Raw genomic sequence first — 26,458 nt, forward strand, 5'->3', positions numbered from 1 at the left:
TTTGCCGTTTTTCAAGGATTTTGGGTTCAAATTCGCCGTTTCGGTCGCGAGGGACGGCAATTTCACTTTCGCCGTAATCGCTGATGATGGTCTTGCGATTATAGCCATTTCGGCTGTTACCGGAGTTGTTTCCTTCAATGCTGTTTTTTTCATACCCCAGATGGTCTTGCATCTCTGCTTCCAGCATCTGCTCAATGGTTCCGGCAAACAGTCTTTTCAGTTTCGACTGAATATCCCCTGTGCTTTGGCAGTCTTGCATCAGTAAGTTGACCAGTTCCATTTCCTTGTCTGTGAGAATGTTTTTTGACTGTTTCATTCCATAACCTCCACTGTTGTTTTATGTGGAGATTATTGCCATTTACACGGGTGTTTAGTCAGTCTCGGGCCGTCCGCTTCTGCAGGCATCTTTTTAATATGAATAAGATTTAAAAGAGACCACTCAATAACATTGAGATGGTCTCTAACTTATACATTGATTGCTTCATTGAGTAAATGAACAGCTTGCTCTTTGCAAACACCTCTGACTTGGATGAATTCACTGGTCAGAATTTGGAGAGCATTCTCCAACATTGCTTTATCTTCCGCGCCTAACTTCTTAACTTTGCTTTTCCGCATCAAATCACGGATTATTTCGGTGCCTTTGTAAATATCCCCTGTTTTTATCTTGGATTTATTCATATCCCGGCGATATCTCTGGTTATCATCACTTAAGGGATCGGTCGTTCCATTATATAGGTCGTTGAGTACATGTTGTAAGACATCAGGCTTTACGACTTCTCGTATTCCTACATCATTGGTTTTTTCAATGGGAATCATTATCTTCAGTCTAATGTGAGGGATATTCAGGAAATAGTAAAGCTGTTTTTTTCCTAAGACTTCCTTCTCTTTGATGGCCTCTATTATGCCTGCTCCATACAAAGGATAAAGAACCTTATCGCCAACTTGAAACAATGACCCCACCTCCTATGTGATGTTGAACTTTTAATGAGCATAACACATATAGTCCAAAAACACAAACTTTTTATTTTATCATATGAAAAATAACTATGTCAATACAATAAGATTAGAATTTTGTGGCCGAAGAATGTAACATTAATTTGCAAGGAGATAAGTTAGAGTATGAAAGAGCCAGAAATCATTTTAGAGAGTTGGTCACCATATTGTGACGTACAGGCTTTTGTTGAGAAGACTGCTTTGATGGAAGATGCAAGGTTGATGAAAGAGCTTTCTTCGCCGGTCTATCCCGAATTTAAAGGAGATAAGATAAATCTGCTTTGGGCAGTTCCTGTAAAACAAGATGTATATGAGGCAATCATGGAGCAGGGGACAGATGAGATGCTGAAACGGATGGATATCCAAAATACACATATTTTTGATTGAGCATTTAAGGGGACATCCCTATGAAACAGCTTGTTTTCATTGATAAACCATATAATCCCAATGTTATCATTTCTGTTTTTTCTTCTCTTCCTTAAGTTGGTAATTAGGATGAAGCAACAGCAGATTTCTTTTTGAATGGCTTCAGCACTGATATGCTTATCATAAAGATCATGATTAAAACTTGTGCCGCCATAAACAGCAAAACCATGCTGCCATCGGTAAATCCCCCCGTAAAACCGTCGGATTTTACCTTTTGCAGAGTTAAAAATATCTGACCGATTGAACCGATTCCGGTACAGGCTACCAATAAGGGAACGGCTATCCATTTCAAAGCCACCCATTTATGCTTGAAAAATCCCCAATTCGTAAAAATACCATATACAAGACCTTGAACAATGGTCAATAAAGAAGCCGGCATAATGACTTTTAAATAGAGCTCCGGTATGAGCGGCGCGACGGTCAAAAATGCCCTTTCATCCAAATGAAAAAAACAAAGCCAGGCAAGCCCGCTTAAACAGACAACCCCGCCCAACCAAATTGCGGCGGTGATGATATGGAAAATTCTGAGATATTTCATAATCATGTTATTTTTAATCTTCATGGTGATCGCCCTCTTGTAAATTATCCTTTAATTCGACAAGCAAAGATTTCAACCATTCAATTTCTAATTGATAATACCCTTTGATCAGTCTATGGTTGGCTTTTTTCCCTATTCTTTTGTCATCCTCGTCGGTAAGCGAGGGAAGAGTGTTCATCAATTCTATCCTTGCTTTTAACCTTTTTGTTAATTGTTCAATCGCTTCCTGGGGTGGCAAAACATAAATAAAGCTGATATAAATGCTTATCTTAAACTCAATGTACTCACTTGATGCTAATCCCTCATAAAGCATTGCTTTCAACGCTTCTTCCCCGGCATCAGTGAGCATATACATTTTTCTCTCCGGGAAGTTGCCATCTTTTTCGACAGTAGTTTTCGCCCAACCCTTTTCTTCGATTCGGGTTAACGCTTGATACATTGAAGCGCGGGTCAACTTCGACCAGATACGCATGTGGCGTTCCGTAACCACCTTGTCTATTTCGTGGCCATATTTGCACCCTTGATACAACAACCCAAGCACCATACATTCAACCGGCGACATAATGAGTCCTCCCACACTACATACTAGTATGTTTCATACTAATACGTAGTGTACTATACTGAATTGAAAAGTCAATAGCCTGGTAAGAAGTTCTGCTGTCTCCAAAATTATCTCTGGCACAACAGTTGAAAAGATATCGTTGCCGGTGCTGAAAAAGATTGGGAGTTTAAAGAGGAATTATCTACCGGCTTGTTTAATAGCTATAGTAAGGAAAGCCTAAATACAGGGAGGGCAGATTTATATGTTGACAAAGCGTCAGAATTTATGGGAAACCTTAAAAGGCGGAAACCCGGACCGGTTTGTCAAGCAGTATGAGTTCATGAATCTCATCATGGAAGCCAGCGTAACGATGGCTGCTTTTCCGGCCCCGGGGCAGACCTCCAAAGCAGCCTGGGGAATAACCTGGATGTGGCCGGAGGGACAAATCGGACCTTTTCCAGTACATGATGAAGAGCACAAGGTTTTAAAAGATATCACGGAGTGGAGAAAATACGTCCAAGCGCCTGTGATTCCCACCGATGATGAAACCTGGGCCCCGGCGATCGCCCATGCCCAGGCTGTCGACCGCAATGAGGAATTTGTGACGATGATGGCTGCGCCGGGAGTGTTTGAAATGACTCATCACCTGATGAGTATGGAAGACGCATTAATGGCCTTATATGAAGAACCGGAAGCCATGCACGAACTGATCGACTACCTGACCGAATTCGAATTGGCTTATGCCAAAATCGTCATCGAAAAAATTCATCCGGATGCTCTTTTCCATCATGACGATTGGGGCAGCCAGATCAATTCTTTCCTTTCTCCGGAAATGTTCAAAAAGTTTTTTCTCCCCGCCTATAAAAAAATCTATGGCTATTATAAAGCCAATGGCGTGGAGTTGATCGTCCATCACAGCGATTCCTATGCCGCTAATCTGGTTCCCTTTATGATCGAAATGGGAGTTGATATCTGGCAAGGCGTCATGACCACCAACAACACCCCTGAACTGATCGAGAAATATGGGGGGAAGATTACCTTCATGGGAGATATAGACAGCGGGTATCTTGATCTTCCGGACTGGAAGCCTGAACGATGTGCAGAGGCAGTGGAGAGAGCTTGCCGGAGATGCGGCAAGAACTATTTTATTCCCTGTCTGACCATGGGTGGGCCGGAAAGCATTTATCCCGGCGTCTATGCCCAGGTCAATCAGGAAATTGACAGAATGAGCCGGGAAATGTTCTCGTCCCGCTGAACAAGAAATGCTATAAAAAATCGCCTCATGCCGTGAGCAGGAGGCGATTTTTACTATTTCAGGGTAAGGTTTGTACTGTCTTGAAAATAGCTGAATAGAGCGTTGAAAATCAGAAACAACAGGTGAAACAACCTGTTGACGCATAGAGCATCAAGTGTTATTATTAAATAAGTACAGTAAATACGATATAATCGGTCGCGGTAAGGTAGTGATTTACAATTGAGAGTTATAATTAAGAACGCATCAGGCGTTCCGATTTACGAGCAAATTAAGGAGCAGATTAAAGAGGCGATTCTAAGCGGAGAGCTTCACGCTGATGATACGCTGCCTTCGATACGCCAGCTTGCCGCCGATTTAAAAGTGAGCGTCGTCACCACGACAAGGGCATACTCCGAGCTCGAGCAGGAGGGTTATATATACAACCTCCAAGGTAAAGGCTGCTTTGTATCGTCGGTAGAGAGCGAACTGGTAAGAGAGCAAATGCTCCGTAAAATTGAGAGTGGGTTCAGTATGGCGATTGGAGCGGCGAAAATCGCCAAAATCTCCCGTGAAGAACTGCATAAACTGCTTGAATTTACGATGGAGGGGAATCACTATGCATAACGCTTTGGAGGTCAGAAACCTTTGTAAAATTTATAATGACTTCTCGCTGGATTCCATTTCGTTTACCTTGCCCCCTGGATACATTATGGGGTTTGTCGGACAGAACGGCGCGGGGAAAACAACGACAATACGGCTTATCCTGAATATGGCGAACCGAACAGGCGGCGAGGTCAAAATCTTCGGTTCTGACAACATAGAGGACGAGCTGGCAGTTAAACAGAAACTGGCGGCTGTTTTTGACGAAATCTTTTTTGTGGACGTGTGGCGTGTCTGCGAGGTTGAAAAAGTTGTAAAGGGGTTTTTTGGCGAATGGGACAGCGGGCAGTTTGCCGCTTATCTGAAAAAGTTCAAACTGCCTTCCTCTAAAAAAGTCAAGGATTTGTCACGCGGTATGAAATTGAAACTGATGCTCGCTGTGGCTATGTCGCATAATGCCAAACTGCTCATATTAGACGAACCGACAAGCGGACTTGACCCGGTGGCCCGCAACGAGCTGCTCGATATCTTGCGCGAATACATCTCCGATGGGGAAAAAAGCGTGTTTTTCTCGACGCACATCACGGCGGATTTAGAGAAAATTGCGGATTACATCACGCTGATTGACAATGGCAAGATGTTTTTTACGGGTGCCAAGGACGATCTGGAGGCGTATTTCCTTATTGTAAGAGGCGGTGCCGACGATCTGACGGACTCCCTGAAATCACAGCTCATCGGACTGTTGTCAAACACTACCGGTTTCAGCGGACTGCTTTTGTCTTCAAAGTCGGAGCTGTTGTCAGAGCGGCTCGTGACGGAAGTGCCGACGATTGATGAAATCCTTGTGCGTATCGGCAAAGGGGGAATGCGCAATGAATAGAGTATACAATGCCGTGAAGCTTGACTTGTACACCGTGAAAGCTTCCCTGCCTGTCTTTGCCATTGAGATCATCGCCGTTATTTTCATTGGTGCGGCGACAAAGCAGCCGTCAGTTATTACAGCAATCGCAATGATGTTTGCTACAGCGTTAGGAAGCACGATATTTCAGATCAATGAGAAAAACAACCTTGATAAGCTCTATGGCATATTGCCCCTCAAAAAGTTGGAGCGAGTGCTGGCGCGTTATCTATATGCTTTGATTTTGGGAATATGCTGTGCAGCCATTATGGCGGTTGTGGCCCTGATTCTATATCGCGCTTTGAATATTACCCTGGAAACATTGCCGTTCCTTGCTGTTTTGGGATTTTCTTTTGCGTACTATTGCTTTGCGGTGGGCATATCCTACCCAATCTTCACCCGATTCTCTTTTTCCAAAACCTATATATTTACGATCGCTCCGATTTTCCTGCTGTTCTTTCTGCTGATGTTTCTCTTCAAACAGCCGGGTTTTCTGACTGGTATGAGCAAAGCACTCCAATTCTTCTCTGCTCATCAATATCTGATAATATTATGCTGCGTTAGCGTGGGGCTTGTTTTCTTGGCTGTTTCGCTCCCGATAGCCTACTTGCTGAGCAGGAAAAAGGAATTATAGTAACTTGTAGCAAGTACACCACCTCAGCAGAACACTCATATTCGTTGGATTTAATTATTTGCCGGTTTACGCCAGACAAATAATTAAACAGAGCAAAAAGACAGGGAATGATGAATAATTTGGAGGTAATTTTATGAGGAGTGCTCTAGAAAATAGAATTTCCCGGAGAAAATTTGCCAAAGAGCTGATTACAGATCAGGAAAAAGCAAAAATCATTGCGCTTGTTAACGAATTAAATGAAGCATCCGGCTTAGCAATGACATTCTTGGCGGATGGAAGCCATGCCTTTCAGAAATTAAGCAAGAGCTATGGTTTATTTACGAATGTACGTTCACTTATAGTGATGAAAGGGAAAAAAGAACTCCAAGATTTTAGGCTATTATGGAGAAGAGTTAGTTCTTGCTATCACTGATTTAGGTTTGGGAACCTGCTGGGTCGGAGGCACCTTCGATAAGGGCGGACTTATGGTTAATGACAGTGAGGAATTGGTTTGTGTTGTTTTAGTAGGGAGAGTGGCCGCTCCCTCTCTAACGGAAAAAATGATGCGGTCAGCTACACATCGAAAAGTAAAGGCCATGGCAGAAAGAATCATCAGCGATCAACCTCTGCCTCAATGGGTAGAAAACGGAATGCAAGCCGTATTGCTTGCCCCAAGTGCTAAAAACAGCCAAAAGGCAATGTTTAAGTATGAGAACAACAGCTTAAGCGCTGGAATTGCCGATGACTATGCAATGGATCTCGTTGATTTAGGGATTGCCAAGAAGCATTTCGAGATAGGAGCAGGCGGAAAATTTGAATTTGGCAACGGTGGTGTTTTCCATTTAAGTTAGTATAATGAAGATAGATTCAAAGAAGAAAGATTCAATTAATTTACAGGATAAAATCAAAAATAATGGGGTGGAGGAACGCTATGAAGCTGTTAATCCATGATCTTGATCAGGAAGAGCTGGGGAAAATCAGGCCCGGGCTGGGCGGAGATACCAAAATCGTCACCAATAACGGCAAAATCCGGCACTGTATCGGCTGCTTTGGCTGCTGGGTCAAAACGCCGGGGGCCTGCGTGATCCGGGACGAGTATGGTGACATGGGAGCGGATTTGGGGCACAGCAGTGAACTGATCATTGTCAGCCAATGCTTCTACGGCGGATACAGCCCTTTTGTCAAAAATGTGCTGGATCGGAGCATCTCCTATATTCATCCCTATTTTGTGATTAGAAACGGGGAAATGCACCACAGGCCCCGCTATGAACAGTCCCTGGATTTCAGCGTTTGGTTTTATGGTGAGATCACGGAAAAAGAGCGACAGACTGCGGAGAAATTAGTCCGGGCCAATGCAATCAATCTGAACTGTCAAAGAGTCAAGGTTTCTTTTATCCGGGAATTGGCCGAACTGGAGGGACAGCTGAAATGAAAATAGCCTTGATCAACGGGAGTCCCAAGGCCAAAAACAGTGCTTCAGAAGCTGCACTACAGGCACTGCGGACTTTTGTGAGGGACAGTGAGATTACAGAATATGATTTCCGCAAGCCGCAGCTGAGCCTTGAACACATGGAGCAGCTGGAAGAGCAGGATGTTTGGGTTTTGGCTTTTCCTCTATACGTGGACGGAATCCCTTCTCATCTGCTCAGTTGTTTGGCTCAGCTGGAGAATCACTTTAAAGCCCGACCGACGCCAAAGGTCACGGTCTATTGTCTGGTAAACTGCGGTTTTTATGAGGGAGAGCAATGCGGTCTGGCTCTGGAAATGGTGGAAAACTGGTGTGAAAAATCAGGCCGGCAATGGGGGCAGGGCCTGGGGATCGGAGCAGGAGGAATGCTTCCGGCGATAAAGAATGTCCTGGCAGGGAGCGGACCGAAGAAGAATCTGGGCAAGGCTTTGCAAACCCTGGCCGCGAACATTGCCCACCGTACCGGTGGGGATAATATCTTTATTACAGCCAACTTTCCCAGGTTTGCCTATAAATTCGCGGCGGAAGCGGGCTGGCGGAAGATGGTTAAGGCCAATGGGCTGAAGACGGAGGATTTGTTTCGGCAGAAGTAGGGTATGTTCAGGTTTTAGAAGTGAAGATGGATAAGTGCTTTGGCAGAGTTGAAATTCGACACTGGTGACGAATTTGAATTTGAGCTAAAGAGCTTGGGCACGATGCAAAACTTGATTTAAGGGTATAAAGCTGATAAACTATCTTTTAACAATAAATAGCGATGAAAAGCAATGACAGAGAAGAGTAACTATTTAGGAAGCGTCAGAGAGCTGATGGTTGGTGAGAATCAGTGTGGAATAAATAGTGAATGGCCTCTTGAGCAGCAACCCGAACTATCAGTAGGAGTTGACGTGATAATCCACACGTTACAAAGGTGCCGTATGATTCAGTACGGAAAGAGTGTTTAATATGTGGTAATATATTAAACAAATATGGGTGGTACCACGGTCCAATCGTCCCTTGAGGATGATTGGATTTTTTATTTTAGTTAATTAATTATTTAAGGAGTGACAGTTATGGCAGTAATTTTCTCAGGTGTGCAGCCTAGTGGAACAATCACTTTAGGGAATTTTCTTGGCGCAATGAAAAACTTTACCAACTATCAAAATGAGCATGAGTGCTACTTCTGTATTGTCAATCAACATGCAATCACTGTCCCCCAAGACCCTAAGCAGCTCTGGGCCAACATCAGGAATTTAGCCGCATTGTATCTGGCAATCGGCTTGGACCCTGATAAGGTAACTCTATTTATTCAATCCGAAGTAGCTGAACATGCCAAACTAGGATGGATCATGACTACCTTGGCCACTATTGGCGAACTTGAACGGATGACTCAATATAAAGATAAAGCGCAGCGGCACGGCAGTGGTGACTCCATCCCCGCCGGCCTGCTTACCTATCCGCCCTTAATGGCTGCGGATATCCTGCTCTACCAAACGGATTATGTGCCGGTTGGGGACGATCAGAGGCAACACATTGAAATAACCAGAGATTTAGCCCAGCGTTTTAACAGCCGTTATGGGGAAACCTTTAAGCTCCCCGCTATTCATACCCGGGAAGTGGGCGCAAGAATTATGTCTCTCCAGGAACCAAAGAAAAAGATGAGTAAATCTGACACCAATTCTCTGGCGACGCCTTATTTGCTTGACGAACCGGAAACAATCCTCAAAAAGATTAAACGAGCTCAAACTGATTCGGAAAACAAAATCTATTACGATAGAGAGAATAAGGCCGGCATATCCAATCTGATGGCCATCTATTCTTTAATTAAAGATAAGTCCACAGATGAAATCGAACAATTATATGAGGGCAAGGGCTACGGTCAATTCAAAAATGATCTTGCCGAAGCCATCATCGAAACCACGCGTCCCATTCAGGAAAGGTATCATGAATTTGTTCATAGTGACTACCTTGATCAAATATTAACTGCCGGTGCAGCTAAAGCTGCCCAAAAAGCAGCAGCAACGCTGAAGAAAGTCGAATATCTGATGGGTTTATCGAGAAATTGCTGAGTTGGTATAAAGGGCTATGTTTTCCAAGGTTGAAAACATAGCCCTTACTAGTCTCACTATCCATTGGCCGTCGGCATATTCTGCATTAGACGAATTAAGGAAAGGCGGGCAGATGGAGTGAATGATTTAGTGACCGAACGGACGCCGCCGGTGATCGCGGCTGAAATCAATATGATTACCCACCAGACCAAAAAAATCCTGCTGGCCAGTGCCGTGGAAATCGGCTGCCGGCTGAAAGAAGCGAAGAGCCTGGTCAAGCACGGAGAATGGGGTAAGTGGCTGGAAGAGTCGGTGAGCTATTCCCGTCGAACTGCTGACAGGCTGATCCAGCTTTACGAAGAATACGGACCAAGCGCCTCTGAAGGAGAGAGCAGTTCAAATTGGTCACTGGTGACCAATTTGACATACACCCAGGCCGTCCTCCTGCTGGGTTTGCCCGCAGAGGAGCGGGAGGAATTTCTGGCCCAAAACGATGTAGCCGATATGACGAAACAGGAGCTGCAGCAGGCTCTGAAAGACAGGGACCAGGCCAAGCAGGAGAAGGAGCAGGCCCTTCAGGAAAATGAAGTCCTCAAACAAGGACTGGAGCTGATCGACAGCACCCTCTCTGAATTTAAAAAGGAACAGGCCAAAGCCTTGGTCCAGCCTGATCCTTCGGAAAATGTCACGGGGGAAGCTGCCGCTGCCGGTGCCGGCTCCTCAGGCAGCAATGCTTCTCCGGCAAACAATACTTCCTTACCGACTCACAACCTGCAAACGGAAGTTGACCCCAACGCTGCCGCTAAATATGTGGAGCGCTGTAACACCTGCTGTAAGACCATCAGCACCACCTTCTTCGAGCTGACGACAGCTCTGACCAATCTGACCCATCTTGATGTGAAGCTGAAGGAAGAAAAAAGAAAAGAGGCCCAGAAGCTGCTTGAGACCATAGCTGAGACGATTAAGGAGTGGCCGCCCGCTAAAAAGCCTCTTAAAATTATTCATTGATGGCGGAACCTTTCGCTCCTCACGGCGCACGGCACTCAGCCAAAACCTGCTCCGCAATATCCAGAAAGCCCGGTGCTACTTTTTGAGCAAATACAAAAAAGAGGATATGCCTGAGGAAGACTGGAAGCAAATGGTGTCGCTGGCCGGTGACGCAGAAGGCACAGCCGAACTGATCAAGGCCGAAGGCGGCGAGGCAAGTCCGTTTTACGGCGATCTCTCAAACTGGGCAACCGCTGAAAAGGCAGTTAAATTCGCAGTTGACACCTACGGCAGTGGGGGTAAGAACAGATAGAGTGCACAGCCAAAGAACGGTGCGGAGGAAATCCGTACCGTTCTTTGGCTGTGCTCGCTGAGTCAGCGAGCTTCTATATTTGTTTTGGCAGGTGTGTGGTAAGCATAGAAACCCAGCAGAAATATGAGGCAATCCTACAAATGCAACAACTTAATCAACTCGTCGCGTTTGGACACTCCGCATTTCATATAAATGCGTTTAATATGAGTTTTTACAGTGCCAATAGATATAAAAAATTTATCAGCAATAAACGGCGCGCTGTAACCTTGAGCGAGCAATAATAAAACTTCGGCTTCGCGAGGCGATAGTTTATATTTTATAGTAATGTTTTCTATTGATATAGGTTTTTCTTTAGCTGATTCTATGTCTGCGTCGGAAGGTTCAATTCTTTGCATGCGCAAAAACATATTGAAAGAAACACTAAACAAAAAAAATACCAATAATGCCTGACCTATTTGGTTTGCCAGAGTGTCACCAACAAAAGGCCAAGAAATAAATATAATAATGAAATAACATATATAGATTGATATTATTATAGCAATTGTGACAATCTGTGGTATGCCGGCATAGGTTTCGTTTTTGATACCTAAAAACGCCAGAACAAGTATTATTAAGGTGGAAAATCCAAGTATTACATTTGCTGCAAATAATGAAATATCATCTTGCCAGCTAAAGAAAAACCTTGATACAACCAGTAGTGTTGCACAAAATGACGGCAAGATTAATTCACATTTAATCAACAGTTCTTTTTTGTGTGCTAGCGATAAATATCCAAAAATAATCGCCGCGGCAACAATGCCAACCCAAACGCCTATATAACCCCATTTGCCCGGGGCAACCATTATGTATTGGTTGGTAAAAAATGCAGAAAAAATGCAAGCCCATATATACACCACGCAAAAAAGGCCTACCAATGTAGACCAATTGCGTGTGTAAATTGCATAAATGTTAGATGTTCGTTTGCTTTTTATCATAGTCTGATTTTAAGACGTTTATACCAAAAAGGCAAGTCTCATCACACTTATTTTACTCAAACACTATGTAATCCCCCTATTGGTGGACACTTTCTATGGCAAATCTTACGATTAGTGGATAGTGTTTTGCCAAAGCATGTCGGATAATTTGCTTGGTTAAAAAAATCACAAAGCAAAGGGAGGAGATTAAGTTATGAAAGAAAAAACCAAGCAAAGTACAGAAGTATCAAGGCGCCGATTTTTACAGGGAATGGGAGCTATTGGTGCAACCGTTGTAGCGACCGGTTTAGCAGCTTGTGCCCCAAGCTCCGGCGACAGTGGCGGCAATGCCGGTGTTCCGGCAACAGATTCCGGTTCTGACACAACAGGCTACGATTGGAAAGCGCAATCCAAAAATGAACTCGCGTGGCTGCCGCCCGAGCCGGCGGATCCCACGGACATCTCCGAAGAAAAAAGAGCCGATGTTGTCGTTATTGGCTCCGGTGTTGCCGGAACTTGTGCAGCGCGCAAAGCCGCCGAAGCAGGCGCCAGCGTAATCTTAATTGAAAAGGCTAAGACCGCCGGTGTTTGCCGCTCGGGCGAATATGCCGTGCCCGGCAAGTCAAAGGTGTTTGCAACCTGGAAGCGCGGCGAGGGTTTTGATGATTATGTTGACCCGGACATCATCGTTGACCGCGAGATGGAAGAAATGTGCTACTATCCCAAACGGGCAATATATTCAAAATGGGCTCACAACGTTGGTCCGGTGTTTGACTGGTTTTGCGATGCGATGGGAGATCGCTTATACATTGCACCAAACTCTACCGATCCAATTCCTACTGACAAAGAGCAAGTGCTCTGGCCATTTTATGTGCCGCTGCCGGAACACTTTGATTGGAAAAAAGAAGCGGCTCCAACTTATCCCGTTTCGGTCAAATTTTCCAACCCCGATCAACACGCTATTGTTAAGGCCAATGTTGACAAAGCGATTGAACATGGTGCTGAAGTTTTAACCGGACATTTTACCGAGAAATTGATTAAAGAGGGCGACAGAATTACAGGTGTATTTGTGCGTGATGCTGCAAGCGGCGCTTACAAAAAAATAACTGCCAACAAGGGTGTGATTTTGGCAACCGGCGATTATTCAAGCAACAAAGATATCCTTGCTTATTACAACCCTGATTTTGTTGTAAATAATGGACCTTTGATGTGGCCTGATGTGGACGTCGAAGGTAATCGTACCAACCAGGGCGATGGTCTGATTTTGGGCTCGTACGTGAATGCTGCCATTCAGCAAAAGCACGCTCCAATGACTCACTATATGGGCCATTTTGGTACATCCAAGGGCGGCATCGGCACAGCTCCGTTTTTGCGTCTTAATGTGAATGGCGAGCGTTTTATGAACGAAGATCAAGGCGGTCAAGCAGTACAAAATCAACTTGAGGCTCAGCCGGAACGTAAATGCTGGACAATTTTTGATTCTACCTGGGCAGAATCTGTGCCGTATTTTCAAGCCATGCACGGATGCTCGTCTTATGTGGTTGATAAGCCAACACCTGAGAATCTGACGATTGACGGTATTAGTCCCTACATTATGCGTGACGCCGTGGAAGACGCGGTAGCACAAAAAAATGCCACCATGTTTAAGGCGGAAACGATTGATGAGCTTTTGGCTTTAACGGATATTCGCGATAAAGAAAAAGCTAAGGCCTCAATTGAACGTTATAATGAGTTAGCCAGAAATGGCAAGGATGTGGACTTTGGCAAAGTTGCAACCCGTCTGCACACCATTGAAAAAGGACCGTTTTATACATTTGAGAGCGGTATGTCAATGACATTGATTGTAGCCGGCGGTCTGGTTTCAGATGAAGATTGTCATGTTTATGACAAAGAGGGCAAAATTATCCCCGGGCTTTACGTTGCCGGCAATATTCAGGGCAATCGCTACCATGTGGCTTATCCAATTGCTTGCAAGGGTATTTCGCACTCACTGTGTATGTTTTATGGATACATTGCCGGCGAAAATGCTGTCAAACAAATCTAATAATCTAAGGAGATACAGATGAAAAAGACTAAATTATTTACTGTAATATGCGTGTTGCTGGCAGTTGTGCTTTTAGCGGCTGGCTGCGGCGGAAGCACCTCTCCAGCCAGCACAAGCGTGTATAAGGACGGAACTTACGAAGGAACCAGCGACAAAGGAATTCAGCCCGGGCTGAAAGTATCTGTCACCATCAAGGGTGATAAAATTACCGACGTCACGGTTGTGGAAAATCATGAAACCGAGGGTATCGGCTCCCGCGCTGTGGCAGAACTTCCCGGTAAAATCGTCGAAGCACAATCCACGGAAGTGGAAACCATCAGTGGTGCCACACTGTCGTCAGCAGCGATTAAAGAAGCCGTCAATCTTGCTTTGGAGCAGGCGAAAAAATAACAGCTCCCCAGGAAAATTTATATATATTCATGAATCATCTGAGTTAAAAGCCCGCGTAAGCGGGCTTTTAACTCTATGCAACTTTCAATACAATATTGAAGTCTAAAGCTTGTGCACTTATCTGGCCTTCTTTTTAGCCGAACTTGCAATAATAAGACAGGCGATACCCAACACAACGCACACGATGATAAAATCGGCATATACTCCAATTTGTAGATATCTATACAGTTTTTCAATAAGCAGGAGATTCTAAGTATGGCGAGAGAAAAGAGTGTACAACCAGTCATTGATGTCATTACAACAGTGCTTTCCTGATAGACATATTTGATTTTAGATATTAACCATTCTAATTCGCTTCGTGTATTTATGATTTCATCAAAGAATTAAAAGGGAGGATATAGTTATGGATATCCTACAATTACGTTATTTCATTACAGTGGCTGCATGCGGTTCAATTCAAGATGCTGCCGACAGCTTATATGTCAGTAGACAAGCAGTAAGCCGGGCAATCCTCTCATTGGAGCGTGAACTTAATATAAATCTTTTTGTGAGAACCCATAACGGTATTAAACTTACAAGCACTGGAGATAAATATGTTGGTCATGCAAGGAAATTAATAGAGCAGTATGATGAATTGCATAAAATGATGTGTATGAATGAGAAAATTGTTGATATTGCTATTTGTATTCCAATAAATTTATATACATTCTTTCTTGAAGGAATTAATGAGTTTAAGGAAAAGTATCCTGTTGTTAATCCCAAAATTATACATTGTACTGGTGCGGAAGCACATGTATATCTATTAAATCAAAAAGTAGACGTGATAATTGCCTGGACACCGGATAAAAGCGCTTTAAATCAGAGCGATATCCTAATTGAAAGTCCAGCCTTTTTTATGGTTAACGAAAATAACAAAGTGGCGAATAAAGAGATGTTAGTAGAAGCCGATATTCTCAATTCTCCAATTATATTTTATACGGATGGATTTGATACAGACTATTATAAAGAGCTTTTTCCCTATTGGAAAAAAGGAGATTATTTCGTGTCCGATATTATGACAATTTATGACTTGGTGGACCAAGACAAAGGGCTATACCGAGTCCCCGTGGTTGCTGTTTAATTAGCAAAAAAAGGCTACAAGTTCATAAGATATGCGGATCCCCATTTAAGGATTTATTTTTAGAATAAAAATGCTGATAATTTAAAAGTGAATCTATTAAAATCAAAGTATTGTAATTTAATTAAAAGAATTTTTAAAGAAAAATACAAGTATTACATCCCGTGTAAATCAAAAATTGGCACGAACGAGTCCGGTTCAATATTGCATCCATACCGGCAAGAAAGCAGTATAAAATAAGCTCCTACTATAGGGCCGCCTCTGAGCAACACTAGATTGCGCCAAGGGACCACTCTAATTGCTTTTGTTATAATTTGTCAAAGCATATAATGAGACTGAATTATGATAAAACTTCAAAAGGAGTGGCTTAACATTGAATGAGGAGATAAAGGGAGTTAGTCGACGCACATTTTTGAAAGGAGCAGTAGGTGTTGCAGGTGTTACGGCATTAGGATTGAGTGGATGTACATCAAATGTTCAAACAGAATCCACCGGAACCACTAAAAAGGCTTTTAAAGCAGATGAGGTAATAAGTTGCGATATCGTTATTATCGGGGTTGGAGCTTCTGGTTTGGCTGCTGCTGTTGAAGCGGGTGAGGCAGGAGCTAAGGTTGTATGCATTGAAGGACAAAGCACCGCAGGTGGTGGTGCAAGGGGCGTTGAAGGATGTTTTGCTGTAGGGTCAAGAATGCAGAAAGAACAAGGTATTAAGATACCATCTTTGGGAAAGCTGGTTCGCGAAGAGCTTGAGACCGGTCAGTTCCGAAGTTCTGGCGAAGGTTATATTGACCTTATTAAAAACTCAGGGGAAAATCTGGACTGGCTGCTTGATCATGGTGTTAAATTCGGCGAGATTGGCTCCGGCGACAAATCAAACCCGCACCCAAACCAAGTGTTCCACTATTATGAGAGTGGTGCAGGTGCACAAGACTATGTTGTTCCAATGCTGGCTGCCGCCGAAAAGGCAGGAGTGCGGTTCATGTATAAAACAAAAGGTGAATCGTTGATTATGGATGAGGCTGGCGCTGCAAAAGGTGTCTATGCTTCAACCGGTGATGGCAAGACCCTTCAGATTAACGCTTCTTCAGTAATTGTGGCTACTGGTGGTTTTGCTGAGAATTTGGAGTATGTTGCAGAGAACGGTATCAATACAGAATATTATCATTATGAAGGGTTCCCAGGAAGTGATGGCAGCGGAAATCGCATGGTTGTGGAGGCCGGCGGAGCGAACAATCGACAGAATGCCGCCTATTTAAATATCCTGAGTATTAAGGGACTTCCAGGCTATTTCCAAAACGGAAAATTCTCTTTCTGGATTGGTGTTGCGGCCCCTTATGCCATCTGGGTCAACGAGAAAGGCCGGCGATTCGTAAATGAAGACTTTGCAGGAGAAAACCCAATGAGCATGGCCATCCCGGTAAGGTCTACCAAGAAAACATTCATTGTAATGGATCAGGCGCTGATGGATAAGTTCACTGACGGGGACGCTGAGGCAATAAAACAACTGCAGGATGGTTTGAATTCAGGTGAAATCGTTTCTGGTAATTCTGTTGATGAACTGGCTAAAGCTATGAACGTTGATCCGGCTAATTTAAATGAAACCTTTGAACGTTATAACGCATCTTGCAAGCAGCAAGATGACGCTGGTTTTGGTAAGGATCCTTCTGCACTTATCTCTTTCAACCCGGGTTCGCTCTATGGGCTACATGTAGGGTATAGTATTACCGCAGCGATCGGCTCAATCAAGACGGACAATAATTTCAATGCAATAGACACAAAGGGAAACCCTATAAAAGGTTTGTATGTAGTCGGGATAGAGGGTACTATGCTTTGGGCAAATATGTACACCTTCAAAGTTGGTGGTACTTGCAATGGTAATAATATAAACTCTGGACGTACCGCTGCTAAGAACGCATTAGCTCTGATGACTCACTAATGGCTGACTAAAGAAAAACCGTTTTCAAACAAGACTTGGAAACGGTTTTTCTTTAGTTAGCGTCAAAGCGGTTTATTGAGGAATTGCTGAAGGGGTTGTTTTTGCCTCTGAGAAGGATATTTATTCATTGCGGAGAAGTCACATAAGAAGGTAGTAAGGCTCAGTGAACAGGTTCGTATTTCGATGCGGGGGTTACGAATGAAATGTGTATCTATAGCTATCATTGCAATGGTGTTGCTGCTCGGCGGCTGCGGCCAGCATGTGATTATTGACTGGGTAGACTTTGTTCAACTCAATGACATCCATGATCTGCATGATGACGGCAATGAGCTTTTCGAGCTGAAAGTGTACTCAGATAAACCCATTTATAAAAGCACAGATAAGATTCGTATTTGGGCAACCCTGAAATACGTTGGAAGTGCTCGAGAGATCACCCTTTGGCATGGTGATTCAGGCATTTTGTTCTATATCTCTGATGGCAATGAACTTGAGATCGGAGGAATTAAGCTTCCCATACAGACCGCCACAACTTTAAAGAGAGATAAACTCTATACTTACGATTGTCAACTCTATGTTGACGGTGATGAGCCAATTGTAGACTATTGGCGAGAACTTAGTCCGGCGAAAGGCTTATTTTTGCCTAAAGGAGAATATGAGGTCAAAGCCGTTGGAGATTTCTCATTAAATGAAGGAGATATAAACCCCATAAGTATCTCCGATAAAATAACGATTAAGGTTGTCGAATAGGAATTAATACTTATATTAGTCAGGAGGGGAGACCATGAGAAATTTTAATAAGCTCACAGTAGCAGTAATCCTAGCTATGGTCCTTGTTTTTGGGTATTATTTTGCAGGGGATTATAGGGCTACCCCACTTGCAGCGGCCAAAGCTCATTCAGATGTAGGCAAGAATGCGAAGCCTCTTGGCGATGTGGATTTCGGCTGGAGTAAGGTTTACATCCTTGATACAGATAAGGGACCCAGGACAGTTATTTCAATCAAATCTTCGCTCTTGTGGAAGGCTCCAGTTGCTGTCCACATCGAAAAATCAACTGATCCGATAGAAACTGTGGGCTGGATGAGTTATACAGACAAGAGAGGGCAGGCGGCAGTTTTGGCAGTTGAGACAACTGATCCTCAAATTGCCTTTATCGAAGCCGGGCCAAAGGACGATAGAGTAAGAAAAGAAATTACGGAAGGAAGCCCAGCAATCTTTTCCTGGCATAAGGCTATTCAAGCGAATAATGAATTAAATGCGATAGCTTTATCAGCAGAGGGGAATACGCTTTACGAATATAGGTATCCCAAGAATACGAATGTTTTTCGGAGTGAGGAGTTTAAGTGGTACTCAGTAGATGGGGATCAGTGAACAATGGAGAGCTATTTTAGATGCTGCAACCAATGAAGTCATTGGATTGACATTGAGCTAAAAAGCAGTGTTTCTTTGTGGGTGGAACATAAGGGCTATGTTTTTCAAGGTTGAAAACATAGCCCTTGACTGAGGCTGATACAGCTTTACGAAGAGTACGGACAAACTTTTCTGACGGAGAGAGCATGTCAAATTGGTCACTGGTGACCAATTTGACATGCTCCCAGACCGCCCTCGGGTTGAAATCCATCGGTAAAATCATTGGCTTTTACCGTTAGAAAAGCGCCTGTAATTCCGTCTAACTATCTAGGTCAGAATTAACCTTAGGTTCCGAAATCCAATCAAAGGAGAATCTTTTATGTTTAAATTAACGAAAAAAGCATTGCTTGTCTTTACAGTAATAACATTCACCTTAATCGTTACTGTCGGGTGTTCTGCTCAGAGCAACCCTCCGCAGCCGAATAGCGGGTTACAAGAACAATCACCCTCATCTGAACCCCAGTCACAGAATAATCCTGAGCAAACAGCACCAGATTCTCAGATAACAAACCCGCCGTCTTCCCCGAATCAAACAGATCCCAGTCAGGCTTTATTAGTGAGTATAAGGCAGCTGGCTGAAAAAGGGAAAGTTATCAATAGTGATTTCGCGGCGAAACTAACGGTCATTGAAGATGTAGAGAAAAAATGGGGTAAGCCTGATAGCGTCGATTGGGTTGCCGCTGCCAAAGGAAACTATGCGACTTACGCTGACCATGCCATGGTTTTCGGCTTTAACAAAGGGTCCCAGATTTTCGAGGTTCGATCTTTTGATAAACAATTACCAGAAATTACTCTTTCCAAAGTAAAGAATAGTTTTGGGACACCTGCCTACACAGCTACAGTAGGAGGAGAGGACATCATTGGCTATACTGCAGGAGAAGAGTTTAAGATCTTGCTTGTTTTCCCAAAGGCAACCAGTGCAAATCCAGACCCGGCCTTAGATCATTATTCGGTACTCTATCCTCAAGGAACCGTCAACTCCATGGCAGATGATCCAGGGAGGCAATGGTAGAAAGCGGAGGATATTATGAATGAATTGTTTTCCATAGGAGAAATTTCTAAGCTTTTTAATATAGATGTTCGTCTCCTTCGTCATTACGATAAGATTGCTTTATTAAAGCCCGAATTCGTCAACGAAGAAAACGGATACCGTTATTATTCCACACGTCAATTTGAGTGTTTGAATACCATTCATTATCTTCGCTCTTTAAATATGCCTCTGCCAAAAATCCGTGAGTTTTTGGAAAATCGTGATGATAAGAAAATACTTAAAATTCTCAGGGAGCAAAAACGGCAAGTGGAAGAAGAACGCAAAGAACTGGATCGAATCGAAAAGAAAATTGAAAACAGGTTACTGCAGATTGAAGATGCCTTTCAGAGCGAATTCGATAAAATAGAAGAGCGTACCCTAAAGGAGAGGAAAATAGCTGTACTAAAAAAAGAGCTTGCTATTTCGGACGATCTGGAACAACCGATCCGTGAATTGGCAAAACGCAACTCTCTCCACGCTGTGATGTTTCTTGGCAAAGTAGGCGTTTCCATTTCAAGCGTCAATCTGCAAAGAGGCAATTTCGATAAATTTTCGGCCGTTTTTGTCGTCATTGAACCGGAGGATAACTGCCAGAAAAACTTATCGTGCCTGCCGGGGGGCAATTACCTGACACTGCGCTTCCAAGGCACCCATCCAGACGCGGAGGCTTCCTATATCAAAATGCTTCAATATATGAAAGAAAAGGGGTATGAGCTGGCAGGAGATTCCCTTGAATTTGCCTTAATCGATTATGGCCTGACCAATGATCCCTCGAAATTCATCACCGAGCTTCAGATTCCATATAAAAAACCTTGACCCTCCAACTATTGGAGGGTTTATTATTTTACCATGAAGGAGGTTTTGTTGTGATAGGTACTATTGTCAATACCCTTGCTATTCTGGTTGGGAGTATGATGGGCGGCAGCATCAAAAAAGGCATCGGGGAAAAATATCAAAACGCATTGTATAACGCTATGGGGCTTGCTGCATGTGGCTTAGGAATCAACGCGATTGTCCAAAGCATGCCTAAAAGCACTTTTCCCGTCTTGTTCATCATCAGTTTAGCAATTGGCAGTCTTGTCGGCTCGCTTATAAATTTGAATGACCGGTTTGAAAGGTTCACAAAACGTTTCTCCAAAGGGAATTTGAGCCAAGGACTCTCCACCGCCATATTGTTGTTCTGCGTCGGAACGTTATCTATCTTAGGGCCTATGGAAAGTGCACTTCATGACAACCATACTTATTTATATACCAATGCGACCTTGGATTTCGTTACATCACTGGTTTTAGCTTCTGCTTATGGCATTGGAATTGCTTTATCCGCGGCAGTATTGTTTTTATGGCAAGGCAGTATCTATTTTCTTTCAGGATATTTATCCTCTTTTCTGACTGCTGAGTTACTCAATGAAGTCTCTCTAATCGGCGGATTCCTGATTTTGAGCTCCGGGCTATCCATTTTGAAAATCAAGGATTGCAATGCGCTGAATATGCTGCCCGCATTATTTGTACCGATTGTGTGGTTTATTATAAAAGCAATACTATAAATTTCAAAGGAGCTTATTATTAATTTTTGTCATGTACCAGCGGTTTTTCAAACATTGACCTCTTCCATTAAATTGATCCAACAGCTAAATCAGTCTGGATGGTATAATTAAATCATCGGGAGGAAAAAAGAAAAATAAGATTTCTCTGAGAACAGTTGGAAGAAGCATACATTATGGGTAAGGCAAAAGAAAGCGACTGGCAAACCCTTGAAAATGAAAAAATTATCTTGTATAATACCCCCTCTGCAAAACCATTTTTTTAAACAACATGACACAAGATGAATGAAACAGGTTTTGCAGAGAATAAGGTAAAAGCCAGCATTTTAGTGGAGCAAATTTCCGCTGAATGCTGGTTTTATACCAACTCTGATCCATTAATTTCGCCCAGGAGGTGAGCACAATCAATAAGATTCTGATCGTGGAAGATGATCTAGCCTTGAGCGAAGGAATCGTTCTGGCCTTCAAAGACAATAATTTTGCCTTTGTGCAGACCCGGAACTTGACTGAAGCCAGGCAAGCGGTCCGGAGCACTTCCTTTCAGCTGTTGATCCTGGATCTGAACCTGCCTGATGGCAACGGGCTGGATTTTCTTAAAGAACTGCGCAGAACTTCGGCTGTTCCCGTCATCATCCTCACCGCCAATGACCTGGAAACCGATGTGGTCAGGGGTCTGGAACTGGGAGCGGACGACTACATCACCAAACCCTTCAGCCTGATGATCCTGCGGGCCAGGGTCAACGCCAGACTGAGAAACGCTCATCCCTCAACCGGCGACACGGTGGAGATTGAAGGGTTTTGCTTTTCCTTTGCCAAAATGGAGTTTGCCAAGGACGGTGTTCCCATTGAGCTGAGCAAAACAGAGCAAAAGCTGCTGATCCTGTTGCTGGAAAACCGCGGGCAGACCTTGACCCGGGCCCAGCTGGTGGATGCCATCTGGACGGAGGGTGCCGAATATGTGGATGAAAACGCCCTCTCGGTAACAGTAAACCGTCTGCGCAATAAACTGGAGGACCTGCCGTCCTCACCTCGTTTCATCAAGACCGTTTATGGTATCGGTTACACCTGGGCGGTGCCCTGATATGGATATGTGGATTTGGGCAGCGGGGGCAGCCGCTGTTGCTGTAACTGTGACTGCCCTGGCAGCTAGTGTAATCTTCTGGCAGCGGAGAAAAACGCGGCGGATTATGGACTCCCTGAATACCATGCTGGATAGGGCCATCGAGGGCAGCTTTACCGAGACCGCTTTCGATGAATCCCTCTTGTCGGCCACGGAAGCCAAAATGGCTCGTTTCTTAGGGGTGTGCCAGGTGTCTTCCCAAAGCCTGGCTGCGGAAAAGGATAAAATAAAGGGCCTGATCGCGGACATTTCCCATCAGACCAAGACACCCATCGCCAACCTTCTCTTGTATTCCCAGCTGCTTGAGGAGCATGAGCTGCCGGAGGAAGGTGCCCTCTGCGTCAAGGCGCTGTCTGCTCAGGCCCAAAAGCTGGATTTTCTGATCGGTGCTCTGGTGAAAGCATCCCGTCTGGAAACCGGAATCATTGCGGTAACCCCCCGGCAGGGTGAGGTGCAAGACTTGATTGCGGCGGCCATAGCCCAAATCAGATTAAAAGCGGAGGAGAAAGGGATAGGAATTGAAGCAGAGAAGGCAGCGGGTACGGCCTATTACGATCCCAAATGGACCGCCGAGGCGCTATACAACATTCTGGATAATGGGGTGAAATACTCTCCCCCCCAAAGCCTGATCCGCATCCGGGCTATCCCCTATGAGCTCTTTTACCGGATTGATATCTCTGATCAAGGGATGGGCATAGCTGAGGCAGAACAAAGCCAAATCTTTGCCCGCTTTTACCGTTCACCGGCAGTAAGCGGACAAGAGGGCGTGGGGCTGGGTTTGTTTCTGGCCAGGGAAATTCTTGCCGCCGGCGGCGGGTATATCAAGGTATCCTCAAAGCCGGGGCAGGGAGCGGTTTTTTCGGTGTTTCTGCCTACTGAAGAACGCTGAAATCTTACAAAACTGTTAGATTTGAGAAAGAATAAGGAAAGATTGTTGTGTTATCCTGTCTGTATCAAGGAAAAAACTGATACAGACTTTTCTTTTGGAGGAAATGAGCATGGTTATTTTAAAAACAACGGACCTGCGCAAATATTACGGCGAGGGTGATACGGCTGTCCGCGCTCTGGACGGGGTGAACCTGGCGGTGGCCAAGGGAGAATTCGTCGCTGTGGTGGGCACTTCCGGCAGCGGCAAATCCACTCTGCTCCATTTGCTGGGAGGGCTTGACCGGCCCAGCGGCGGGACGGTTTCCGTGGATGGCAAGGAAATTTTCTCCCTGAAGGATGAAGAACTGACGATTTTCAGGCGGCGCAAGATCGGCTTTGTCTTCCAGAGCTATAACCTGGTGCCGGTGCTCAATATCTATGAGAACATTATTTTACCCATCCAATTGGACGGCAACGAGCCGGACGAGGAGTATGTGACCCGAATTGTTCAAACCTTGGGCTTGGAAAGCAAGCTGCAGAATCTTCCCAGCCAGCTTTCCGGAGGCCAGCAGCAGCGGGTGGCCATCGCCAGAGCAATAGCAACCAAACCGGCTATTATCCTGGCCGATGAACCCACCGGGAATCTGGACAGCAGAACCAGTCAGGACGTGATGGGGCTTCTCAAAGTGACCGGGGAAAAATTCAGGCAGACCATCGTCATGATTACCCATAATGAAGAATTGGCTCAGCTGGCTGATCGGATCATCCGCATTGAGGATGGCAAAATAGCAGGTGGTAGGCGAACATGATCAAGGTGAAAAACAACAAAGCCATCCGTACTCTGGCCGACCGCAACTTCCGCACAGCGGGAACCCGCAACGTGATTGCCGTGATAGCCATCGCTCTGACGGCCATTCTCTTCACCAGTGTTTTTACCATGGGCTTTGGCCTGGTGGAAAGCATCCAGCGGGCTTCCATGATCATGTCCGGGGGAGACGGGCATGCCGCTGTCAAATATGTCAAGGATGAAACCTATGAGCGGATCAAAGAGCATCCCCTGGTCAAGGAAATGGCTTACTGCCGAATACTGAGCGACAGCGTGGATAACCAGGCTCTGATCAGGCGGCATACGGAATTCTGGTACTATGACGATGTGGGACTGAAGTACGGCTTCGCGGAGCCCGCCGGTGGGCATAAACCTCAGGCCGGGAATGAAGTGATCGCCGATACCAAAACCCTGGAGCTGTTAGGGGTTCCGCTGGAAGTGGGAGCTCCGCTTACCTTGGAGATCACGGTTCATGGCCGGCAGGTCCTGCGGGATTTCATCCTGGCCGGCTGGTGGGAAAGCGATCCGGGGTTCAATATTGGTCAGATCTTTGCTTCCCGCGCCTACCTGGATGCCTATTCGGAGGAGCTGCACTATACCTATCCCGAGGATAAATCTCTGACAGGTACCATCACAGGATATATCAAGTTTGCCAACAGCCTGGGCATTGCGGAAAATCTGGAGAAGGTTGTGACGGAAAGCGGCTTCTCAATGGAAGAGGGCGACCCTAACTACCTGGCCACCGGCGTCAACTGGGCGTATCTGTCCACTGGGGTGGGGATGGACGCCGGAACCCTGACTGCCCTGGCCAGTGCCCTGCTCTTGTTTGTCCTGACAGGTTATCTGATTATTTACAACATCTTTCAGATCTCGGTCCTGCGGGATATCCGCTTTTACGGCCTGCTCAAAACCATCGGCACCACCGGCCATCAGCTGCGGGCTATCATCCGCCGTCAGGCCCTGAGGCTCTCCTTGATCGGTATCCCTCTGGGGCTGCTGGCAGGATTTTTGGTGGGGAAGGCCTTGGTCCCCTACTTGATGGAGCGCTCCAGCTACGCCGGCAGCGGGGTTTCCGTATCCCCTGATCCTCTCATCTTCGCCGGGGCTGCCTTGTTTGCCTTATTTACAGTCTGGATCAGCGCTCATAAGCCTGGAAAAATGGCGGCCAGAATATCCCCCGTGGAAGCGGTGCGCTATACGGATCAGGAGCGCGGCAGCGGTAAAAAGCTCAAAAAGTCCCGACATGGCGCTAAATCCTGGCGGATGGCCCTGGCCAATCTGGGGCGCAACAAGCGCCGCACCGTGCTGGTTGTCCTCAGTCTCAGTCTGAGCATTGTGCTGACCAATACGGTATTTACGATTTCCCAAAGCGTTGACCTGAACAAAGGGCTGGAGAAGTTCAGCGATTCAGACTTCCTGCTGGGTCACGCCAATCTGTTCAATAATCAATATGACGGTGAAAGCAGTGCCCTCAGCGAGAGTTTTATCTCTGCTGCCGGAGCTCAGGAAGGGTTTGAAACCGGGGGCCGCCTCTTTGGCTCCTGGGCCAGCTATCAGAGCGGGACTTCGGCTCAAACCATGAACCGGCAGCCGGACGGTTCCTTGGCCACGGCTCTTTATGGGCTGGAGGAATTCCCCTTTTCCCGCTTGAAGCTTGTGGATGGTGAGCTGGATCAAGAAAAGCTGGCCAGTGGGAATTATATTCTGGAAGGTGTACAAGCGGATGACCAGGGAAAGGTGGAGACCGGCCGCTTCAATCATCAGGTAGGGGATAAGATCACCTTGAATTGCAGCGGCACAGAACGGAAAATGACGGTTCTGGGGCATGTGGTGGCTAATCCCCAGACCAATACCAATGGTTCCTGGATAGGCTCGGCCTTCTTTTTACCGGCGGATATCTACCGGGAGCTGAACGGCAATTCCTTTCCCATGAGCTATGCCTTTAACGTGGCGGAAGCTCAGGAGCGGGACCTGGAGAACTTCCTGAAAAGATATACTGCGGAAATTGAGCCTACCATGAATTACAGCTCGAAATTTACCGCCCTGTCCTCCCTAGAGGGCCTGCGGAACACCGCCGTTCTGATCGGCGGCAGTTTGGCGGCGATTATCGGCATGATTGGTGTACTCAACTTTGTCAATGCCGTCTTAACCGGTATCCTGACCCGTCACCGGGAATTGGCCATGCTGCAAAGCATCGGGATGACCCGCCGGCAGCTGGTGGGTATGCTCTGCAGCGAGGGGGGCTGTTATGCGGCTTTGACCGGGGGAAGCTCCATCCTGCTGAGCGTAGGTTTCTCGCTGCTTATCCTGCGTCCTTTGAGCGAACAAATCTGGTTTTTAAGCTATCGTTTCGTTTTCTGGCCTTTGCTGATTATTCTCCCACTGCTCTTTGTTCTGGGAGCTCTCGTTCCCTATATCGTTTATTATGCAACCGCTAAGCAAAGCATTGTAGAACGGCTGAGAATCGCCGAGTGAACAGGGGAATGGGATGATGTTAAAACCGGCCTTTTGCGGGAATGATTCCCCCAAAGGGACGGTTTTTTCTACAAGGGAAAAATGAAATGACAAGGCTGCCTTGTGTGGTAAAATAG

At 45.3% G+C, this 26,458-nt stretch carries 28 protein-coding genes, 1 pseudogene and 1 other annotated feature; of the genes and pseudogenes, 24 read left to right on the forward strand and 5 right to left on the reverse strand.

All coding sequences use genetic code 11. The features are described 5' to 3' along the window. Together BUA14_RS12670 and BUA14_RS12675 are read right to left on the reverse strand one after the other, a co-directional pair. A partial coding sequence (locus BUA14_RS12670; protein WP_242954660.1) for a transposase occupies positions 1-280 on the reverse strand: 280 nt, incomplete at its 3' end. Positions 281-465: 185 nt separating this feature from the next. Continuing rightward, complete coding sequence (locus BUA14_RS12675; protein ID WP_072772924.1) at positions 466-951, reverse strand: CarD family transcriptional regulator; 486 nt, start codon at positions 949-951, stop codon at positions 466-468. A 168-nt stretch (positions 952-1,119) separates the two neighbouring features. Between BUA14_RS12675 and BUA14_RS12680 the strand changes: the two genes are divergently transcribed. Then, positions 1,120-1,380, forward strand: coding sequence for a suppressor of fused domain protein (locus tag BUA14_RS12680; protein ID WP_072772925.1), 261 nt, complete (start codon positions 1,120-1,122; stop codon positions 1,378-1,380). 103 nt (positions 1,381-1,483) lie between these two features. Here the strand turns inward: BUA14_RS12680 and BUA14_RS12685 are convergent, their stop codons facing one another. Together BUA14_RS12685 and BUA14_RS12690 are read right to left on the reverse strand one after the other, a co-directional pair. Beyond that, a complete protein-coding gene (locus tag BUA14_RS12685) occupies positions 1,484-1,981 on the reverse strand; it encodes a hypothetical protein (protein WP_072772926.1) in 498 nt (165 codons plus the stop codon). Beyond that, the gene (locus BUA14_RS12690) at positions 1,971-2,519 is read right to left on the reverse strand and encodes a PadR family transcriptional regulator (protein WP_072772927.1); all 549 of its coding nucleotides are present in this window, start codon (positions 2,517-2,519) and stop codon (positions 1,971-1,973) included. The genes BUA14_RS12685 and BUA14_RS12690 overlap by 11 nt, the downstream gene beginning before the upstream one ends. Before the next feature lie 241 nt (positions 2,520-2,760). On the opposite strand from BUA14_RS12690, the gene BUA14_RS12695 reads away from it, so the two are divergent. The 10 genes and pseudogenes from BUA14_RS12695 to BUA14_RS12740 all read left to right on the forward strand — a co-directional run bounded on the left by BUA14_RS12695 (position 2,761) and on the right by BUA14_RS12740 (position 10,635). Continuing rightward, positions 2,761-3,753 (forward strand): uroporphyrinogen decarboxylase family protein, encoded by a 993-nt coding sequence (locus BUA14_RS12695; protein WP_072772928.1) that lies wholly within the window; start codon positions 2,761-2,763, stop codon positions 3,751-3,753. Positions 3,754-3,972: 219 nt separating this feature from the next. Then, the gene (locus BUA14_RS12700) at positions 3,973-4,356 is read left to right on the forward strand and encodes a GntR family transcriptional regulator (RefSeq protein ID WP_072772929.1); all 384 of its coding nucleotides are present in this window, start codon (positions 3,973-3,975) and stop codon (positions 4,354-4,356) included. Continuing rightward, on the forward strand, positions 4,349-5,212 hold the full coding sequence (locus BUA14_RS12705) for an ABC transporter ATP-binding protein (protein WP_072772930.1): 864 nt from the start codon (positions 4,349-4,351) through the stop codon (positions 5,210-5,212). The genes BUA14_RS12700 and BUA14_RS12705 overlap by 8 nt, the downstream gene beginning before the upstream one ends. Beyond that, positions 5,205-5,864, forward strand: a complete 660-nt coding sequence (locus BUA14_RS12710; RefSeq protein ID WP_072772931.1) for an ABC-2 transporter permease — start codon at positions 5,205-5,207, stop codon at positions 5,862-5,864. Before BUA14_RS12705 ends, BUA14_RS12710 begins: the two co-directional genes overlap by 8 nt. A gap of 133 nt (positions 5,865-5,997) precedes the next feature. Continuing rightward, a pseudogene (locus BUA14_RS28880) lies at positions 5,998-6,694 on the forward strand (nitroreductase family protein). Between the two features lie 80 nt (positions 6,695-6,774). After that, positions 6,775-7,275 carry a flavodoxin family protein gene (locus BUA14_RS12720; RefSeq protein ID WP_072772932.1) on the forward strand — a complete coding sequence of 167 codons (501 nt, stop codon included), beginning with the start codon at positions 6,775-6,777 and terminating at the stop codon, positions 7,273-7,275. Then, positions 7,272-7,904, forward strand: coding sequence for an NADPH-dependent FMN reductase family protein (locus tag BUA14_RS12725; RefSeq protein WP_072772933.1), 633 nt, complete (start codon positions 7,272-7,274; stop codon positions 7,902-7,904). Before BUA14_RS12720 ends, BUA14_RS12725 begins: the two co-directional genes overlap by 4 nt. Positions 7,905-8,066: 162 nt before the next feature. Further along, positions 8,067-8,308 (forward strand) — a binding site (T-box leader). Between the two features lie 52 nt (positions 8,309-8,360). Beyond that, a complete protein-coding gene (trpS, locus tag BUA14_RS12730; protein ID WP_072772934.1) occupies positions 8,361-9,356 on the forward strand; it encodes a tryptophan--tRNA ligase in 996 nt (331 codons plus the stop codon). 117 nt (positions 9,357-9,473) lie between these two features. Then, positions 9,474-10,343, forward strand: coding sequence for a DUF3102 domain-containing protein (locus BUA14_RS12735; protein WP_072772935.1), 870 nt, complete (start codon positions 9,474-9,476; stop codon positions 10,341-10,343). An 82-nt stretch (positions 10,344-10,425) separates the two neighbouring features. Continuing rightward, a complete protein-coding gene (locus tag BUA14_RS12740; RefSeq protein WP_143153459.1) occupies positions 10,426-10,635 on the forward strand; it encodes a hypothetical protein in 210 nt (69 codons plus the stop codon). Positions 10,636-10,769: 134 nt separating this feature from the next. Here the strand turns inward: BUA14_RS12740 and BUA14_RS12745 are convergent, their stop codons facing one another. Continuing rightward, on the reverse strand, positions 10,770-11,531 hold the full coding sequence (locus BUA14_RS12745; RefSeq protein WP_242954647.1) for a response regulator transcription factor: 762 nt from the start codon (positions 11,529-11,531) through the stop codon (positions 10,770-10,772). Positions 11,532-11,802: 271 nt separating this feature from the next. Between BUA14_RS12745 and BUA14_RS12750 the strand changes: the two genes are divergently transcribed. The 13 genes from BUA14_RS12750 (at position 11,803) to BUA14_RS12810 (ending at position 26,342) form a co-directional block, all read left to right on the forward strand. Then, positions 11,803-13,632: an FAD-dependent oxidoreductase gene (locus BUA14_RS12750; protein ID WP_072772938.1), complete on the forward strand. Its 1,830-nt coding sequence runs from the start codon at positions 11,803-11,805 to the stop codon at positions 13,630-13,632. An 18-nt stretch (positions 13,633-13,650) separates the two neighbouring features. After that, positions 13,651-14,022: an FMN-binding protein gene (locus BUA14_RS12755; protein ID WP_072772939.1), complete on the forward strand. Its 372-nt coding sequence runs from the start codon at positions 13,651-13,653 to the stop codon at positions 14,020-14,022. A 403-nt stretch (positions 14,023-14,425) separates the two neighbouring features. Beyond that, the gene (locus BUA14_RS12760) at positions 14,426-15,142 is read left to right on the forward strand and encodes a LysR family transcriptional regulator (RefSeq protein ID WP_072772940.1); all 717 of its coding nucleotides are present in this window, start codon (positions 14,426-14,428) and stop codon (positions 15,140-15,142) included. A 370-nt stretch (positions 15,143-15,512) separates the two neighbouring features. Next, positions 15,513-17,075, forward strand: coding sequence for an FAD-dependent oxidoreductase (locus tag BUA14_RS12765; RefSeq protein ID WP_072772941.1), 1,563 nt, complete (start codon positions 15,513-15,515; stop codon positions 17,073-17,075). A gap of 198 nt (positions 17,076-17,273) precedes the next feature. Next, complete coding sequence (locus BUA14_RS28525) at positions 17,274-17,822, forward strand: hypothetical protein (RefSeq protein ID WP_242954648.1); 549 nt, start codon at positions 17,274-17,276, stop codon at positions 17,820-17,822. A 34-nt stretch (positions 17,823-17,856) separates the two neighbouring features. Beyond that, on the forward strand, positions 17,857-18,444 hold the full coding sequence (locus tag BUA14_RS12775; RefSeq protein ID WP_072772942.1) for a hypothetical protein: 588 nt from the start codon (positions 17,857-17,859) through the stop codon (positions 18,442-18,444). Positions 18,445-18,802: 358 nt separating this feature from the next. Continuing rightward, positions 18,803-19,495, forward strand: a complete 693-nt coding sequence (locus BUA14_RS12780) for a YjgB family protein (protein ID WP_072772943.1) — start codon at positions 18,803-18,805, stop codon at positions 19,493-19,495. Positions 19,496-19,510: 15 nt separating this feature from the next. Next, positions 19,511-20,329: a MerR family transcriptional regulator gene (locus BUA14_RS12785; protein ID WP_072772944.1), complete on the forward strand. Its 819-nt coding sequence runs from the start codon at positions 19,511-19,513 to the stop codon at positions 20,327-20,329. Positions 20,330-20,379: 50 nt separating this feature from the next. Beyond that, positions 20,380-21,057: a DUF554 domain-containing protein gene (locus BUA14_RS12790; RefSeq protein ID WP_072772945.1), complete on the forward strand. Its 678-nt coding sequence runs from the start codon at positions 20,380-20,382 to the stop codon at positions 21,055-21,057. Positions 21,058-21,448: 391 nt separating this feature from the next. Beyond that, entirely contained in the window at positions 21,449-22,135 is a 687-nt protein-coding gene (locus BUA14_RS12795; protein ID WP_072772946.1) for a response regulator transcription factor, read from the forward strand. 1 nt (position 22,136) lies between these two features. Beyond that, the gene (locus BUA14_RS12800; protein WP_143153460.1) at positions 22,137-23,063 is read left to right on the forward strand and encodes a sensor histidine kinase; all 927 of its coding nucleotides are present in this window, start codon (positions 22,137-22,139) and stop codon (positions 23,061-23,063) included. Between the two features lie 109 nt (positions 23,064-23,172). After that, positions 23,173-23,850: an ABC transporter ATP-binding protein gene (locus BUA14_RS12805; RefSeq protein ID WP_072772947.1), complete on the forward strand. Its 678-nt coding sequence runs from the start codon at positions 23,173-23,175 to the stop codon at positions 23,848-23,850. Then, positions 23,847-26,342, forward strand: coding sequence for an FtsX-like permease family protein (locus BUA14_RS12810; RefSeq protein WP_072772948.1), 2,496 nt, complete (start codon positions 23,847-23,849; stop codon positions 26,340-26,342). The genes BUA14_RS12805 and BUA14_RS12810 overlap by 4 nt, the downstream gene beginning before the upstream one ends. Positions 26,343-26,458 lie beyond the last annotated feature (116 nt).

This window comes from Desulfitobacterium chlororespirans DSM 11544, from assembly GCF_900143285.1.
In the GTDB taxonomy this organism is placed as follows: Bacteria; Bacillota; Desulfitobacteriia; order Desulfitobacteriales; family Desulfitobacteriaceae; genus Desulfitobacterium; species Desulfitobacterium chlororespirans.